This is a genomic window from Actinomycetota bacterium, assembly GCA_040881665.1.
Lineage (GTDB): Bacteria > Actinomycetota > UBA4738 > UBA4738 > HRBIN12 > JBBDWR01.
The window spans coordinates 241811-258242 of sequence record JBBECT010000004.1 but is presented as its reverse complement, the minus strand read 5'-3'; the positions used below and the strand labels follow the sequence as shown (position 1 = coordinate 258242).

At 69.4% G+C, this 16432-nt stretch carries 12 protein-coding genes and 1 tRNA gene; 9 read left to right on the top strand and 4 right to left on the bottom strand.

Annotated elements, in window-relative coordinates; genetic code table 11:
• The first annotated feature begins 1 nt into the window (after position 1).
• Positions 2–2401 carry an APC family permease gene (locus WEF05_02185; protein ID MEX1100709.1) on the top strand — a complete coding sequence of 800 codons (2400 nt, stop codon included), beginning with the start codon at positions 2–4 and terminating at the stop codon, positions 2399–2401.
• Here the strand turns inward: WEF05_02185 and WEF05_02180 are convergent.
• The gene (locus WEF05_02180; protein ID MEX1100708.1) at positions 2398–3276 is read right to left on the bottom strand and encodes a YihY/virulence factor BrkB family protein; all 879 of its coding nucleotides are present in this window, start codon (positions 3274–3276) and stop codon (positions 2398–2400) included. The two genes, WEF05_02185 and WEF05_02180, sit on opposite strands and share 4 nt — an antisense overlap.
• Before the next feature lie 52 nt (positions 3277–3328).
• On the bottom strand, positions 3329–3946 hold the full coding sequence (locus WEF05_02175; protein MEX1100707.1) for a DedA family protein: 618 nt from the start codon (positions 3944–3946) through the stop codon (positions 3329–3331).
• Positions 3947–4315: 369 nt separating this feature from the next.
• On the opposite strand from WEF05_02175, the gene topA reads away from it, so the two are divergent.
• From topA to WEF05_02160, 3 genes are read left to right on the top strand one after another with little or no spacing between them, the layout of a single operon-like run.
• Positions 4316–6946, top strand: coding sequence for a type I DNA topoisomerase (topA, locus tag WEF05_02170; GenBank protein ID MEX1100706.1), 2631 nt, complete (start codon positions 4316–4318; stop codon positions 6944–6946).
• Positions 6946–9123 (top strand): dTMP kinase, encoded by a 2178-nt coding sequence (tmk, locus tag WEF05_02165; GenBank protein ID MEX1100705.1) that lies wholly within the window; start codon positions 6946–6948, stop codon positions 9121–9123. The genes topA and tmk overlap by 1 nt, the downstream gene beginning before the upstream one ends.
• Entirely contained in the window at positions 9120–10235 is a 1116-nt protein-coding gene (locus WEF05_02160) for a DNA polymerase III subunit (protein ID MEX1100704.1), read from the top strand. Before tmk ends, WEF05_02160 begins: the two co-directional genes overlap by 4 nt.
• Before the next feature lie 105 nt (positions 10236–10340).
• Here the strand turns inward: WEF05_02160 and WEF05_02155 are convergent, their stop codons facing one another.
• A complete protein-coding gene (locus tag WEF05_02155) occupies positions 10341–10841 on the bottom strand; it encodes a hypothetical protein (GenBank protein ID MEX1100703.1) in 501 nt (166 codons plus the stop codon).
• Between the two features lie 214 nt (positions 10842–11055).
• Between WEF05_02155 and WEF05_02150 the strand changes: the two genes are divergently transcribed.
• Positions 11056–11223, top strand: a complete 168-nt coding sequence (locus WEF05_02150) for a hypothetical protein (protein MEX1100702.1) — start codon at positions 11056–11058, stop codon at positions 11221–11223.
• A 28-nt stretch (positions 11224–11251) separates the two neighbouring features.
• Positions 11252–12268, top strand: coding sequence for a cyclic nucleotide-binding domain-containing protein (locus WEF05_02145; protein ID MEX1100701.1), 1017 nt, complete (start codon positions 11252–11254; stop codon positions 12266–12268).
• A 57-nt stretch (positions 12269–12325) separates the two neighbouring features.
• Here WEF05_02145 and WEF05_02140 read toward each other — a convergent pair whose 3' ends face one another.
• Positions 12326–14473, bottom strand: coding sequence for an AarF/UbiB family protein (locus tag WEF05_02140; GenBank protein ID MEX1100700.1), 2148 nt, complete (start codon positions 14471–14473; stop codon positions 12326–12328).
• Between the two features lie 124 nt (positions 14474–14597).
• Between WEF05_02140 and WEF05_02135 the strand changes: the two genes are divergently transcribed.
• The 3 genes from WEF05_02135 to WEF05_02125 all read left to right on the top strand — a co-directional run bounded on the left by WEF05_02135 (position 14598) and on the right by WEF05_02125 (position 16428).
• Positions 14598–14671: transfer RNA gene (locus tag WEF05_02135), tRNA-Thr, on the top strand.
• A gap of 22 nt (positions 14672–14693) precedes the next feature.
• Positions 14694–15344 carry a hypothetical protein gene (locus tag WEF05_02130; GenBank protein ID MEX1100699.1) on the top strand — a complete coding sequence of 217 codons (651 nt, stop codon included), beginning with the start codon at positions 14694–14696 and terminating at the stop codon, positions 15342–15344.
• Positions 15345–15354: 10 nt separating this feature from the next.
• Entirely contained in the window at positions 15355–16428 is a 1074-nt protein-coding gene (locus WEF05_02125; protein ID MEX1100698.1) for a zinc-dependent metalloprotease, read from the top strand.
• Positions 16429–16432 lie beyond the last annotated feature (4 nt).

The following is a 16432-nucleotide window of genomic DNA, read 5'->3' as shown; positions in this document are numbered from 1 at the left end:
CATGGCCACGACCTCGACCGGACCGCCGACCGGCGGCCGCGCGCCCCGTGCCGAGGTGGTCAAGCGGCTCCTCCTCGGCCGTGCGTTCTCCAGCGGCAAGCTGGAACACACGTTGCTTCCGAAGCGGCTCGCGCTGCCCGTCTTCGCCTCGGACGCGCTCTCCTCGGTCGCCTACGCGACGGAGGAGATCCTCATCGTGCTGCTCACGGCAAGCGCCCTCTCCAAGCACCTGACGATCCCGATCTCGATCGCGGTTTCGGTGCTGATGGTCGTGGTGATCAGCTCGTACCGGCAGACGATCCACGCGTACCCCTCCGGTGGTGGTGCCTACATCGTGAGCAAGGCGAACCTCGGCATGTTCCCGGGGTTGGTTGCCGCGTCCGCGCTGCTGGTCGATTACATGCTGACGGTCGTGGTCTCGATCACCGCCGGGGTCTACGCGATCACCTCCGCCGTGCCGAGCCTCCGCGATCAGCGCGTGCCCATGGCGATCGCGTTCATAGCGTTGGTGACACTGGCGAACCTGCGGGGATCGAAAGAGTCGGGCGTCCTGTTCGCGATCCCGACCTACGGCTTCATCGTCGCGATCGGGGCGATGGCGGTCGCCGGGCTCGCGCAGTGTGTCGGGGGCTGTCCGCCGACCGAGATCGTGGAGGCCGAGCATCATCTCGCCGCCGGAGGCGGTGCGGTCGGGTTGTTCGTGATCCTCAAGGCCTTCTCGTCGGGATCGACGGCGCTCACCGGGGTCGAGGCGATCTCGAACGGGGTGCAGGCCTTCCGGCGGCCCCAGGCGAAGAACGCCGCCGACACCCTGCTGTGGATGGGGGGGATCGCGATCACGATGTTCCTCGCGATCTCATGGCTGGCGACCCACATCGGCAACGTGACGGTCTCCGATGAGCGCACCGTCGTGGGGCAGATCGCGTTCGCGGTGTTCGGGGGCGGCGCCGGGTTCTACATCGTGCTCGTGTTCACCGCGTTGATCCTGATCCTCGCGGCGAACACGGCCTACCAGGACTTTCCCCGATTGTCGGCGATCCTCGCGCGCGATCGATTCATGCCGCGCCAGTTCATGAACCGTGGGGACCGTCTGGTGTTCTCGAACGGGGTCATCGGCCTGGGTGTGCTCGCGAGCCTCGTGATCTACGCGTTCGATGCCGATCTGACGCGCGTGATCCAGATGTACGTCGTGGGGGTCTTCACCTCGTTCTCGTTGTCGCAGGGCGGGATGGTGGTCCATTGGTTACGCGAGCGAGACAAGGGCGTGGCTGCGGATCCGGCGTGGAGGCGCGCGCTCGTGATCAACGCGGTCGGGTGCGTCACGACGACCGTCGTCCTCGTCGTCGTGACCGTCACGAAGTTCGCGGGCGGCGCCTGGCTCTCGATCCTCGCGATGGCGATGCTCGTGCCCGTGCTGCTGTCCGTGAACCGGCACTACGAGTCGGTGAAGCTGCAGCTCCGCCGGGGTGCGGTGCGCGTCGGTGCCGACGGTCGCAACCACGTTCTGCTGCTGATCCGCGATCTCGACGCGGCAGCGGCCGAGGCGATCGGGTACGTGCGCGCCTCCCGTCCGGCGTCGTTCCGGGTGCTGTTCCCGTCGCCCACCGGCGAGGTGCCGGCGGACGTCCGGCAGCGATGGCGCGAGTTCGCCCTCGCCGATCCACCGCCGATCGAGGGGCTCCGTGTCGAGAAGGACGACCTGCTCGTCGCGATGCGCCGCGAGCTCAAACGGGTGGCGAGGGAACCCGAGGACTTCGTCACGATCGTGATCCCCGAGCTCGTGACCGGGGGGCTCCTCGGCTATCTGCTCCGGGCCCGACGGGTGATCCGACTCAAGGCGGGATTGCTCCGCGAGCCGAACGTCGTCGTCGCGGACGTGCCCGTCGCCGCCGACGACCGGGCGTCGGCGACGACGCCCCGCTCGTTGATCCCCCAGCGCACGGTCGCGCTCGTGTTCGTCTCGGCCGTCCATGACGCGACCGTCCGCGCGGTCAACTACGCGCGCTCGCTCGATGCGAACGAGACCCGCGCGGTGTACTTCGATCTCGACTCCGAGGTCAGTCACGGACTGATCGAAGAGTGGGCGGAGAAGGGCCTGGACATCCCGCTCGATATCGTCGAGGCGCCGTTCCGCGATCTGACCGAGCCGATGCAGGAGGAGGTCCGCCGCTTCACCGTCCGTGAGGACACCGTCTGCGCCGTGATCATCCCGGAGTTCGTCGTCCCGACCTGGCGTCACATGCTCCTGCACAACCAGAACGCGCTGTTCGTCAAGCGGATGCTGCTCTATGAACCGCGCGCGGTTCTCTCGAGCGTTCCGTTCGTGCTCGAGAAGCGCTCCGACGGCGCGGGCCGCCAAGCTCCGGACGCCGACGTGCGTCCGACCGGCAAGGGGAGCTAGGTAGCTTCGTCGGGGGGCGGTGGCGCACCCAGCGACGCACCACGTCGGCGTTCGACGACGACCGCGGACAGCTCCGCTCCGTACAGGGCCGCCGTCGCGGCCAGCTGCAGGAGGACGAGCAGTCCGAAGACGGCGCCGATCGAGCCGTAGAGCGCCGAGCTCTGCGCGACCACCCGGGTCACATACCAGCTCCCGAGCAGGGTCAGTCCCGTCCACGCCACCGCTCCCAGCGCACCGCCGGGCAGGTGCGCGCGCAGGGGAAGTGACCGACCGGGTGTCAACAGGTAGTAGGCGAGGGCGATCACACCGCCGGCGACGCACGAGGCCACGACCAGCGTGAGGATCCTGGTGGGCACGGCGAACGCCCCGCCGATCCGAACGGTCATGATGGCCGAGGTCACGGTGATCGCAGCGAGTCCGAGCAGTCCCAGGATCACCACCGCCGGCAGCACCGCGAGCCGTGCCCGGAGGAAGCCCGGATCCGGCACGCGGAAGATCGCGCCGAAGCCGCGCTGCAGGGCGCCGATCCCGCCTCCCGCGGCCCACAACAACGACACCAGACCCAGGAGCCCGATCCTCGCCCGGGCCCGGATCAACGTCTCGAGGTTGCGCCCGACGAGCGCCTCGAGGCCGGGGATCGCCTCCCCGATCCTCGCCGACCATTCCCGCACCTGAGCGTCGTCGAGGACGAACCCGAGCACCGAGAGGCCGAGGAGCAGCAACGGGAACAGGGAGAGGAACCCGTAGAACGCCAGTCCCGCCGAACGCGGTCCGATCAGATCGTCGCCGCCGCGCCGAACGACGGCGACCGCGAGGCGGACGGGGGACAGCTCCATCGCCCGCTGCACGATCGGCCATCGGGTCGGTGGGCGCATCTGTTGAACATTCCCATCCCCGAGGGGGGATGCAAACCCTCCCGTGGCCCGGCTATCGGGGCGTGGCCGCGTCGGCACGCACCTGTCGGACCCGGCGGACCACGAACCAGACCAGGAGGATGCCGAAAACGACCGCGAGGCCCAGGGAGATCGGTCGCATGATCCGGTCGACGGTCTCCCACCGGGCCCCCATCTCGTAGCCGACCCACGCGAGAGCGAAGGTCCACGGCAGGCAGCCGAGCACTGTGTAAAGGGTGAACTTCCAGAAGTTCATGCGGACCACGCCGGCCGGCAAGGAGATGAAGGTGCGGATCACCGGCAGCAGCCGGGAGAAGAACACCGCCGCTTCGCCGTATCGCTCGAACCAGTCGTGCGCCTTGTCGAGCTCGTGCTGGCGGATCAGCAGGTACTTGCCGAACCGATCGAACAGGGGTCGTCCCCCCCATGACCCGGCGGCATAGGCGATCCAGGAACCGACCAGGTTGCCGAACGTTCCCCAGAGCGCAACCCAGACGAGGTCGAGCTCCTGCCCGGGGGCCGCGAACCCCACGCTCGCGAGCGCCCCACCGAACAGCATCGTGACCTCGCTCGGCACCGGGACGCAGGCGGACTCGAGCACCATGAGCACGAACACCGCGAGGTACCCGTACCGGGCCACCTCGTCGGTCATGAAATGGACGATCGCGTCGAACACGGGGCTCCGAAGGGGTCGGGTCCGGGGGTTCGGCGAGCCTACCAGCGGGTCCCGGCACCTCCGGTGGCTGTGACCGAACCGGGACACGATCGAGATCGGCCCCGGGCGGGCGGATCGCAGGTCCGGCCGACCGGGTACCTGTCGTCGGCATCGGCGCTGGTCAGAGGGGTTCCAGGGCCCCCTCGGGAATAGAGCTGTCCCCGAGGGTCGTTCAAGAGGCCACGGTCCGTCGCCCGGGTCCGGCCTCGAGCCCCTTCGGCTCCCCGTGACACGGGTGCTGGTACCGTGGGCCGCCGAGACCGGCTCACCACACCTTTCCACCCCACGCCGGTAAAGGAACGCTTCATGCCGAAGACGCTCGTCGTCGTGGAGTCGCCCACCAAGGCGAAGACCCTGGAGCGCTACTTGGGCTCCGACTACACGGTCCGAGCCTCGTACGGGCACATCCGCGACCTCCCCAAGAGCAAGCTGGGCGTCGATCCCGATCATGGGTTCGAGCCCGAATACGTCGTGCCCGAGAACTCGGAGAAGGCGGTCCGAGAGCTGCGGGCCGCCCAGAAGCGCGCCGACGCAGTCGTGCTCGCAACCGACTACGACCGCGAGGGCGAGGCGATCGCGTTCCACGTCGCCGAGCTCCTGCAGCTCCCGATCGACGCCACCCAGCGGGTGACCTTCACCGAGATCACCAAGGACGCGATCCTGGACGCGTTCCGGCACCCGCGCACCGTCGATCTGCGTCTCGTCGAAGCGCAACAGGCCCGGCGGATCCTCGACCGACTCGTCGGTTACCGGATCTCACCGATCCTGTGGCGCAAGGTGCGGCCTGGGCTGTCGGCCGGCCGCGTGCAGTCGGTCGCCGTGCGGCTGATCGTGGAGCGCGAGCGGGCGATCCGGGCGTTCACTCCGGTCGAGTACTGGAGCGTCGAGGTCCGGCTCACCCCGGAGGGCGCGCCGGACGAGCAGGCCCCGTTCCTCGCGAAGCTGATCGAGATCCCCGGGGGCAAGCTCGCCGCGAGCCCCGACAAGAAGGGCATCCATCTCGCCGACGTGACGGCGGCCCAGACCCACGTCGACAGACTCCAGGACGCCGCGTACCGCGTTCGCGAGGTCCGCGAGTCCGAGCGGAAGCGGTCGCCCTCCCCACCGTTCACCACGTCCACCCTCCAGCAGGAGGCGGCGCGCAAGCTCGGATTCAGCACGCGGCAGACGATGCGGCTGGCTCAGCAGCTCTACGAAGGGATCAACCTACCCGGCGAGGGCCAGGTCGGTTTGATCAGCTACCACCGAACCGACTCGGTCACGATCGCCGAGACCGCGCTCCGGGAGATCGCCGAGCTCGTCAAGAACGACTACGGCGACGCCTACACGCTTGGGGAACCGCGCCGGTACAAGAAGAAGCAACGCGGCGCGCAGGAGGCGCACGAGGCGATCCGCCCGACGTCGGTGCTCCGCACCCCGCAGCGGGTGTCGTCCGCGCTCGACGCGAACCAGATGAAGCTCTACCGCCTGATCTGGCAGCGCACGGTCGCTTCGCAGATGGCCGAAGCTCGCTTCAAGCAGCTGTCGGTCGACATCGAGGCCACCGCGACGACGGACGGCTCCGTCTACGTGCTGCGCGCGACCGGGCAGCAGCTGCTCTTCGACGGGTTCCGGCGGGTGTACTTCGAGGGCCGCGACGATGCGGTCGACGAGGACGCCGAGGCGATGCTTCCGGCGCTCACCGCCGAGCAACTGCTCCGGATGCTCGAAGTGCTTCCCGAACAGCACTTCACCCAGCCACCGCCGCGGTTCACCGAGGCCTCACTCGTCAAGACCCTCGAGGAGCAGGGGATCGGCCGCCCCTCGACGTACGCCAGCACCCTGTCGACGATCCGCGACCGCGAGTACGTGCGCCTCGAGGACCGGCGGTTCTTCCCCGAGGACGTCGGCGAGGTCGTCACCGACCTCCTCGTCGAGTTCTTCCCCGACATCGTCGATGTGCGCTTCACGGCCAAGATGGAGGACGAGCTCGACGACATCGCCGAAGGCAAGCTCGGCTGGACGCAGGTGCTCGACGAGTTCTACGGTCCCTTCGAGCGGCTGCTCGAGAAGAACGAGGACGAGATCAAGCGGTTCGAGCAGCAGCTCGACGAGAAGTGCCCGAAGTGCCCGACCGAAGGTCGCGAGCCCGGGAACCTGATCGTGAAGCTGGGGCGGTACGGCAAGTTCATCGGGTGCGACAAGTACCCCGACTGCTCCTACATCCGCAACATGGACGGCACCGAACGCCCGGAACCGGAGATGCTCGACGAGACCTGCCCCGAATGCGGGAAGCAGCTGACGAAGAAGGTCGGCAGATTCGGTCCGTTCGTCGGGTGCTCGGGCTATCCCGACTGCCGCTACATCAAGCGCGAGGAAGTTCCCGGCACCGGTGTCACCTGCCCGCAGTGCTCCGAGGGCGAGATCGTACCCAAGCGCGCGCGCGGGAACCGCACCTTCTACTCCTGCAGCCGGTACCCGGATTGCACGTTCGCCGCGAGCTACCCGCCGGTGCCCGATCGTCCCTGCCCCGAGTGCGCCTCGGTCATGCTCGAGCAGGCGCCCACGAAGGGCGGAGCCCGTTGCTGGAACTGTGGGTGCGTCGTCGACGACGAGGGCACCGTGGTCGAGTCCGGCGATCCGGAGGCGGAGGCGGAGCGGCGAGCGGCGAAGGACGCCGCGCGTGCCAAGCGCGCCGAGGCGAAGGCCGCGAAGAATAAGAGCACGAAGAAGAGCACGAAGAAGAAGACGACCGCCAAGAAGAAGGCCACGAAGAAGAAGACGACCGCCAAGAGGAAGGCCACCGCCAAGCAGAAGACGACGACCGCGGAAACAACCGTCGCCGGTGGCAACGGCGCGACCTCCTCGGCGGGTCCGGCTGAGGCCGACGAGTCGGTCCCGATCGAGGCGGGTTCCGAGGCCGCCGACAAGGTGCCGGCGACGCGTCCCGGGGCCTGATGGCCAGTATCTCCGAGGAGGTTGCCGCCCTCCGCGGGACGAAGTCAGCCACCCTCAAGGATCTCCTCACCTCCCCGACGTTCTCCCGTCTGCTCGCGGCGATGACGGTGTCCTCGCTCGGGGATTGGATCGGGTTCGTCGCGGTCACCTCGCTCGTCGCGCGGCTCGCCGGTTCCCAACGAGTGGCGCTGGGTGCCGTGGCGGCCGTGATGACCGCCCGGATGCTCCCCGCTCTGATCTTCGGTCCGTTCGCCGGCGCGATCGTCGACCGGCTCGATCGCAAGCAGCTGATGATCACCGCCGACGTCGGACGCGGGCTGATGTACGCATCGATGCCGTTCGTCGGACACCTGTGGGCGATCTTCGTCCTGTCGTTCTTCATCGAGTGCATGTCGCTGCTGTGGACGCCTGCTCGTGACGCGAGCCTGCCTCACCTCGTTCCGCGTCGGCAGCTGCCGAATGCGAACTCGATCGGTCTGCTCACGACGTACGGAACCCTGCCGATCGGAGGAGCGATCGCAACGGTGCTCGCGGGACTGTCGGACTTCCTCGGCGCGGGCGTCCCCTACTTCTCGACCCACCCCGAGTCCCTCGCGCTGTGGCTGGACTCTGGCACATTCGCGTTCAGCGCGTTCATGGTGAGCCGGATCGCGATCGCCTCACCCGTCGCGGCGGGGCGCGCCCGAGGCTTGCAGTTCCGCAAGGTCGGTCACGACATCCTCGAAGGCGTGCGGTTCCTGTCGAAGGACCCCTTGGTGTCGACGATGACGATCGGCATCGTGCTCGCGTTCGGTGCGGTCGGTGCGGTGCTCTCGCTGGGACCGGTGTTCGCCGCCGACACGCTGAAAGCGTCGGCGGCCGGCTGGCCGATCCTCGTGACCGCGTTCGGCGTGGGGATGGCCGCGGGGATGGCGTCGGTCAACCTGTTCGGCAAGCGGCTGGATCAGGATCTGTTGTTCGCGGGATCGATGATCGGCGCCGCGGCCTCGCTCTTCGTGCTCGCGGCCATGCCGAACATCGCGTCCGCCGCCCTGGTCACGGTAGGGGTCGGCGGATTCTGCGGGACGATGTGGGTCACGGGGTACACACTGCTTCAGGAGAACGTCACCGATGAGATGCGCGGACGAACTTTCGGCTCGATCACCGTGGTCGCTAGACTCGCACTGTTCCTGGCGCTCACGACCTTCCCGTCCCTCGCCGCGATCATCGGGCCGCGAGTCATCCAGGTCGGACAGGCGGACATCGATCTGTCCGGAACGAGGATCGCGCTGTGGGTCGCCGGCTTGGGGGCACTGATGGCGGGCGGCACCACGTGGCGACGGCTCCGACGGCTCCGGGTACTCCGCCCGAAGCCACTCACCCTCGTGCCGAAGCTGATCCGTCCGCCGAGCACGGGGTTGTTCATCGCGTTCGAGGGGGTTGAGGGTGCCGGCAAGGGAACCCAGGTCGAGATGCTCCGCTCGTACCTGGCCGAACGGGGTCACGATGTCCTGGTGACGCGCGAGCCGGGGGGAACCGCCCTCGGAGAACGGGTCCGCGATGTCGTCCTCGATCCGGCGACCGGCAGGATCGAACCGCGGACCGAGGCTCTGCTGTTCGCGGCGAGTCGTGCCCAGCATGTGTCGACGGTGTTGCGGCCCGCGCTCGCCGAAGGTCGCACCGTGATCTGCGACCGGTACATCGATTCCTCCCTCGCCTATCAGGGCGCGGGACGTGGCGTCGGCGAGCAGGACATCCTCTCGCTCAACGTGTGGGGAACGCAGGGGTTGTTCCCCGATCTCGTGCTCCTGCTGCACCTCGAGCCCGAGATCGGTCTCGGCCGGATCGACACGGCCGAGGCCGACCGGATCGAGGCCGAGGGAGCGTCCTTCCTCGACAAGGTCGCGGACGCGTTCCTGAAGATCGCCGAGGAACACCCCGAGCGGTTCGTCGTGATCGACGCGGGGCGGGGACCCGACGAGGTCTTCGTCGACGTTCGTGACGCGGTCGACCGGACGTTGGGCGAGCGCCAGGGCGACGGTGACATCCATCCCGTTCCCTCGCACGAGGTCCGGACCCCTTCCGAGACCGAGGCCGGCTCCACCGGAACCACCGACGCTTCGACTTCGGATGCGCCGGACCCCACACCGGTCACCGAGCGCGAGATCGATCCCGGACGATCGGAGGATTCGTCGTGAATCCGCCCGTGCTCGATCTCGTTCCCGGTCAGGACGCTGCGATGACGTTCCTCCGCGGTGCGGCCGAACGTCCCCACCACGCATACGTGTTCGCCGGTCCCGAGGGCAGCGGCAAGCAGCTCGGCGCGCGCGCGTTCGCCGCGGCGCTCCTGTGCCCCGACGGCGGCTGTGGGACCTGCCGCGCCTGCCGGCTCGCGCTCGATGACCGCCATCCGAACTCGTTCCTCGTCGAACCGGAGGGACGTGACATCCATGTCGATACGGTCCGGGACGAGATCTGGCATCCCGCCTACCGAACGCCTCCGGAGCCCGGCCGAAAGCTCTTCGTGATCCGCGAGGCCGACCGGCTGAACCCCGCCGCAGCCGACGTTCTGCTGAAGGTCCTCGAGGAGCCCCCGCCCGCCTGCGTCTTCCTGTTGATGTCCGCGCGGCCGCATGAGCTGCCCGAGACAGTGTTGTCACGGTGTCACGTCGTCACCTTCTCGCCGCTCGCCGAGGACCTCGTCGTCGAGACGCTCGCGGCGGACGGGACCGAGCGCAGCCTCGCAACGCTCGCCGCGCGATTGGCCGGCGGCAACGTCGGACGGGCGCGTCGCATGGCCCGGGCCGACGGCCTCGGGTTCCGCGACGTCGCGCGGGAGGCCCTCGACCGGGCGTCCACGGGGCCGCCGGGCGCGATCGCTGCCGCCGATCTCGTTCTGAAGGCGGCCGAGCGGCGCCGCACCGACATGAAAGAGGAGCTCGCCGTCGAGCTCGAGCCGTTCCTCGACGACAAGGGTCGTCCCGAGGCGGCCTACCGCGGCGCGATCAAGCGACTGGAGACGCGTCACCACCGGCGCCTGCGCCGAGAGGAACGTGACTTCGTCGACCGGGTCCTGCTGGCGATCTCGGCGATCCTGCGCGACCGGATCGCGGACCGGGTCGGTGCGGGCCCGGACGCGCTGCTGAACGTCGATCTGGCTCCCGACGGTGAGACGATCGTCGGCGCGGCCGGCGGCCTCGCCGCGGTGGAAGAGGCGCGCGCCGCGCTCGCCGAGGACCTCAACCTGAACCAGCGACTCGTGATCGAGCAGGCGTTCCTCCAGCTCGGCGCGCCCGTTCGCGTTGCCTGACGGGTTCTCGGACCGGTGGCACTGGGCGCGAGGAGCTCCGAACGCGACGGCGCCCGGTGGCGGGAAGCTCACCGGGCGCCGGACGGGGGAGGATGACTCGATCGGTCAGGCGACCGTGATCTCCTTCACCATGCCGAGTGCCGCGTGGGGCTGACCGTCGTTCGCTTTCGAGGGGACCAAGCACACGAGGGCGTAGGTCCCGGGTTGCAGGTCGGCCGCGAGGGGCTGCTCGGAGGTGGTGCCCGACTTCGCGAAGGTGCCACCGATGATCGTGGCCCATGGGGGCGGGTCGCCCTTCGGGTTCTCCTCGACCTCGGTCAGCACGTCGTCGATCGTGTAGCCCTCGTCGAGCCCGACGAGCACCATCTCGTGGTCCTCTTCCCCTTCGTTCTCGAGCGTCACCGACTGCGGACCCGCGGCCCACGTGTCGGGACCGTCGAACGCGAAGTCCTCGGCGACGATCGTCGGGTCGGTCGCGGCCTCGGTCGTCGCCTCGGTCGTCGGGGTGGCGTCGTCGGCGGGTTCGGGATCGTCGCTGCCGCAGGCGGCGAGCAACAGACTGCCGCCGAGCAGAAGTGCGATCGCGGTTCGGGTCGTTCGGTGCATCGTGCGACTCCTTTCGGGAGGGGATCCTGGCTCCCCCGTGCCCGTTGCGGAGGTACGCGAGAGCATATCGAGAACCTCCGGTAGTGCCTCCTGTCTCCGGCTCCCCTCGACCGCGGTCCGGTCCGGATGGGACACTTCGGTGATGGGATCCGCGAGAACGCTCCGGCCACGCCCGTCCCGCCGGCGTCGCATCGGGCGGAGGATCGAGCGATGGGTGCTCGGGATCGGGATGACGATCGTCGCCGTCCTTCTCGAGCGCCGCGTCCTTCGCGGGATCAAGCGTCGGGGGGAGGCGCCGCCGCCGCGGCACACCCTGGGCGACAACCTCGAGCAGGAGCTGCTCCAGGACAGCACGATCGACATCTCGGAGCCGGGGCGGTGACGCCGACGGGCGTCTCGGATCGCTCGTGGTGACCCGGATCGAGGGCGGCGTCCTCGCCGTCACGTGGGTTCCACGAGAGGCGGTCGAGGGCCCGGCGCGACTCCCGTTCCAGCTCGGGCTCGTCCGGTTCGACGAGCCGCCGCCCGACATGCTCGACGATCCACGGAGCTTCCTGCGCGCGGGCGGGTTCACCGTCGCGAACGATCTCCGAGCGTGGATCGAGGTGGAGGACGGACGCGTGAGGGCCCACGGGATCGCCGGCGGGGTCGTGGTCGGGGGCGTCGAGCGGACCGTGACCGAAACGGTGACCTTCGCGCAACACGCGTTCCCCGTGCTGCGACCCGAGCCCGAGGTTGCCGAGGACTACGTGCGCTTCGTGCAGACGGCCGGCGCGTCGACCGGCCTGGCGGCGCCTCGTCGCCTCGGCCCGCGTGGCGACGCACACGTGAGTGCGCCGCCCGCATGGACGACCTTGGTCCTGACGATCCGCGCCGACGGGACGAGCGACCACGAGCTGATCGGGGCGAGCGCGTTCCCCCGACACTGGCTCTATGACGGGGCGGGCCGGTTGCGCGCGAAGACGGCCGTGATCGAGTTCGACGACTGGTTCTACCGGGACGCCGGACGCGTTTCGCCGTGGGGCGGCGTCGACACGCCCGCCCTGGTCGCGGCCGCCGAATCGGCGCTCGAACGTCGCCTGTCGGGAGTGATCGTCGGCAGCGACCCACCGTTCCGTCGCCTGCGGCCCGGCGAGGAGCTCGCTCGGCAGGGCGACCCGGGCGGCGAGCTGTTCCTCATCTTCGACGGCGTGCTCGAGGTCGAACGCGACGGGGAGACGATCGCCCGACTCGGTCCCGGTGCCGTCGTCGGCGAGGGAGCTCTGCTCGCGGGGGGCGTGCGATCCGCGACGCTCCGTGCTCTCACCGCGGTCCGGGTGGCCACCGTTCCGGGCGACCTGATCGATCGCGAAGCGCTCGCGGAGCTTGCGGCCGGTCGCCTGGAGGGCGGCGGCGACGCCTCGCGCGTGCCCGGCACGTTCGCTTGATCGACGAGTCGCGCGAGGATCAAGCGGGACTCGCTTGATCGACGAGTCCCGCGAGGGTCAGGCGGGACCGCGTTTGCGGATCAGATCGACGACGAGCGTCAGCGTGAGGCCGCCGCCGATCGAGCCGAGCACGAGGGGCACCCAGTCGGCGGCACGCGCGGACGAGGCGGTGATCGCCGAGCCGAGCAGCGATGCACCGGCGACGATGCCCAGCGACAGACGGCGTCCGGCGCGCCGGACGGTCGTTTCCAGTTTCTCCGCGGCGAAGTTGACCTGGAGTTTCGGCCCCGGTCGCGCGCCCGCGAGCCGCTCGAAGGCCTCGACCAACCTCGTCAGGCGGACCTTGAGCTTCTGCCCTTCGTAGAACACCTTCTTGGGGTCGATCCGCTCGCGCATCTTGCCCATCAGACTGCGCATCAGGTAACTGCCGGCCACGTCGAACGGATCGAGGGTGGGATCCAGCTCGGCGGTCGCGAGCTGCATCTGCGCCATCGCCTTGCCGGTCAACGCGAGTGACGCGGGCAACGGGACGTCGTGACGGATCGAGATCTCGGTGATCTCCTGGAGGATCGGACCGAGCTGGATCTCCTGCAACGGGACGTTGCGGTAGCGCGCCATCACCTCGCCGAGGTCCTGGCGGAACGTGTTGACGTCGAGCCCCGGTTGGTCGGTGACCCCGGACAACTGCAACGACACGTCCATCAAGAAGTCGACGTCCTCCTGCCAGAAGGCCATCAGCAGCAGCATCAGGTTCTCGCGCATCTGCGGACCGAGCTCGCCGACCATGCCGAAATCGAGGAAGTAGATCGTGTCGTTCCACCACAACAGGTTTCCGGGGTGCGGGTCGGCGTGGAAGAAGCCCTCGGTGAGGATCTGGCGGTAATAGGACTCCAGCAGTTGCCGCGCTGCATCCGTGCGCGCGGGTCCGTCGGGTGCCTCGCGGATCGGCACGCCTTGGATCTCCTGCATCACGAGCAGCCGCTGGCTCGACAGCTCGTTGAAGACGTCGGGAACGGCGAGGCGCGTGTAGCTCGCGATCACCTGTCGCATCCGTTCGATGTTGCGGGCCTCGGACAGGAAGTCCAGTTCGCGCTGGAGCGACCCGGACAGGTGCTCGAACACCGCCTGCAGATCGATCACCTGCTTGAGGGCCGGCCTGTTCCCCGTCTTCTCCGCGAAGAGTTCCAGCAGACCGAGGTCCTGTTCGATCGCCTCGCGAGCGCCCGGGCGCTGCACCTTCACGACGACGCGCTCTCCGGCGGCAAGTGTCGCGCGGTGGACCTGTCCGAGTGTTCCCGCCGCCATCGGGTCGGGGCCGATCGTTTCGAACACGTCCTCCCACGGGACGCCGAGCTCTTGTTCCATCACGCGCACGACCTCCGCCTCGCTGAGCGGCGACACGTGGTCCTGCAGGGTGGCGAGCTCCTCGATGAACTCGGGCGGGAGCAGGTCGGGACGCGTGGAGAGCACCTGGCCGAGTTTGGAGAAGGTCGGGCCGAGCTCCTCCATCGCGGCGCGGAGGCGTCGCGCGGACTCGCGTCGGGACTCCACGTCGTCGCCGCGCGAGAACAGCTCCTTCACGCCGTGCCGTGCCATCACGGTCGCGATCCGCGTCGCGCGACCGAGCAGCTTCGGATCCTCGGCGGTCATCTCGTCCGTGAGACGTCCGCCGTGCTGGGTCGTCACCGATCCGCGAGGCGGAGGCTTGTCGACCTCGCGGCCGTCCGCGTCGAGCGTCGCGGTGTTCACGATGATCACCGTGCACCGGGCGTTGTGCGAGATCCGGTTGGGGATGTTCCCGAGCAGGAACTCCTTACGGCCGGTCATCCCGGCGTTACCGACGACGAGGACGTCGGTTCCCATCTCCTCGGCGGCCTCGAGGATCGCGAGAGCGGGGTCGGCATGGAGCGCGACCCGCGCGACGCCCCGCTCTCCCGCGAGCTCGTACGCGAACGCGGTCAACTCCTCCGCCGCGGCGCTCGCACGCGTCGCCTCCGCCATGCCGGCCTCGGTGCCCGGCGGGCTGTCGGGCGGGACGACCTGCAGGACGAGCAGCTGGGAGCCGAAGCGCTCGGCCATCGAGGCCGCCCATCGGACGGCGCGATCGGCGCTCTCGGAGCGATCGGTCGCCACCATCACGCGATGGACGGGAGCCTGCCCGTTGCCCTCGCCGGTGCCGCTCGCGACCGTATCCCGCAGACCCATGGCGGGGATTGTCCCATCCTCGGCCCGGCACGAGGATCCCCCTTCGCCGCGGCTCGCATCCTGCGGTGTTGCGGGCCGCTCGACAGGTCCGTCGCCCCCACATTGATAGACTCGGCGCCTGTTCGCCGGAGTAGCTCAGCTCGGTAGAGCAACCGCCTCGTAAGCGGTAGGTCGTCGGTTCAAATCCGTCCTCCGGCTCGTGCTTGCTAAGATGCGCGCCGTGTTCGACAGGGGAGTTGCCGCCCGATCCGTCGCCCTCTGTGCGGGGGTGATCGTGCTGTTGGTCCTCTGGACGCCCGCCGCACTGGCGCAGGTGGTGCCCGACCCCAACGTCGTTCCCACGAAGAACACCGGTGGGTTCGTCTACGGCATGGCCGTGCTCGTGGGGGTCCTCGGCGTCGTCGTGGTGATCGCGCTCGTGGTCGGCTACCTGCGGTTCGCACCGCGGTTCCAGCGGGACGAGCAGGGGCGCAAGATCGTTCACGCCGATCGCGTGGCCGTCGGGGAGGAATTCCCGCGACGCTCGGTCGACGTCAGCCAGGCGCAGCCGGTGGTCGTCGCCCCGCCCGCACTCCCCGCGGAAACGCCCGCCGCGGCTGCCGCAACCGCTCCGGCTCCCGCCGCGGCTCCCGCAGCCCCTCCAGCGGCGGCCGCGCAAGTCGCTCCCGCACCGCAAGCTGCTCCCGCTCCCGCCGCCGCCCCGGCGCAAGCCTCTCCCGCAGCGGAGCGTCCGGAGGTCTCGCTCGACGAAGAGGTCTTCGAAGCCAAGCTCGCGGAATTGCTCGACCAAGGCGTCACCCGGCGCGTCGCCGAGGGCCAGGCCCGGCGCGCCGCGATGATCGCCGCCCGGAAGAAGGCCGAGGGCTCCTAGAGCCCGTGTGATGGCCGCCACCGACGTCGACTGGTCGATGGGGTCGGCGGCGGCCCGGCTCGCCGACTGGCACACCGCGATCGATCTCGGCCGCCGTGTGGCCGGACCGGGCGTCGGCGTCAGCGCCGTCGAGCGTGCCCGGATGCGTGAGGACCTTTCCGATCTCGTCCCCGAGTGCGAACGCCTGATCGCCGACTTCACCGGCCTGGAGATCGAGGGGTTCCGTTCCCGGGCCTGGGTGATGTCGCGCGGCGAATGGATCGAGGCGAACCTGCGGAGCATGCAGCGGGTGCTCGAGCCGCTCGCCGAGCGGGTCCTCGCCGGAGGACGCTCGCGGGCGGAGTTCCGGCGCAAGGCGCTCGGGGCCCAGATCGGCGGGCTGCTGGGATACGTCTCCCGCAAGGTGCTCGGTCAGTACGACGTGTTCCTCCCGCCCGACGACGAGGGCCTGCTCTACTTCGTCGGGCCGAATCTCGCCGAGGCCGAACGGCGCTTCGGGCTGCCCCCGCGCGACTTCCGCTTCTGGGTCGCCGTCCACGAGGTCTGTCACCGCGTGCAGTTCGGCGCGACCCCGTGGCTGTCGAGCCACCTCGCGGCGACCGTGGACCACTACCTGAGCACGGTCTCCCTCGATTCCGGGGAGCTGCTGCGCCAGCTCTCCCGCGCCGTCGACGAGGTCCGCAGCGGGCGGACCGAAGCTCGGGGCATCGGCGTGTTCTACCTGCTCCTCAACGACGAGCAGCGCGAGCTGTTCCATCGGACGCAGGGACTGATGTCCTTGCTCGAGGGCCACGCCTCCTACGTCATGAACCGCGTCGCGGACGGCCGGGTCGCCGACCTGCCCCGGATGCGCCGGGCGCTCTCGCACCGACGTCGCTCGGGGCGTGTCGAGCGCTCGTTCCAGAAGGCGGTCGGGTTCGACTCGAAGATCCAGCAGTACGACTCGGGCGAGCGGTTCGTGGCCGCGGTCGTCGACCGCGTGGGTATGGACGGGTTCAACGCGGTCTGGCGCGAGGAGGCGAACCTGCCCACGGGCGCGGAGATCGCCGACCCCGATCGCTGGATCGCGAGGGTCGGACCCTAGCGGC

Excerpts from the sequence above, each read along its gene's own strand:
- WEF05_02180 (MEX1100708.1), bottom strand. The coding sequence starts at position 3,276 with ATGCGCCCACCGACCCGATGGCCGATCGTGCAGCGGGCGATGGAGCTG.
- WEF05_02125 (MEX1100698.1), top strand. The coding sequence starts at position 15,355 with ATGGCCGCCACCGACGTCGACTGGTCGATGGGGTCGGCGGCGGCCCGG.
- WEF05_02140 (MEX1100700.1), bottom strand. The coding sequence starts at position 14,473 with ATGGGTCTGCGGGATACGGTCGCGAGCGGCACCGGCGAGGGCAACGGG.
- WEF05_02155 (MEX1100703.1), bottom strand. The coding sequence starts at position 10,841 with ATGCACCGAACGACCCGAACCGCGATCGCACTTCTGCTCGGCGGCAGT.
- WEF05_02185 (MEX1100709.1), top strand. The coding sequence starts at position 2 with ATGGCCACGACCTCGACCGGACCGCCGACCGGCGGCCGCGCGCCCCGT.
- tmk (MEX1100705.1), top strand. The coding sequence starts at position 6,946 with ATGGCCAGTATCTCCGAGGAGGTTGCCGCCCTCCGCGGGACGAAGTCA.
- WEF05_02175 (MEX1100707.1), bottom strand. The coding sequence starts at position 3,946 with ATGACCGACGAGGTGGCCCGGTACGGGTACCTCGCGGTGTTCGTGCTC.
- topA (MEX1100706.1), top strand. The coding sequence starts at position 4,316 with ATGCCGAAGACGCTCGTCGTCGTGGAGTCGCCCACCAAGGCGAAGACC.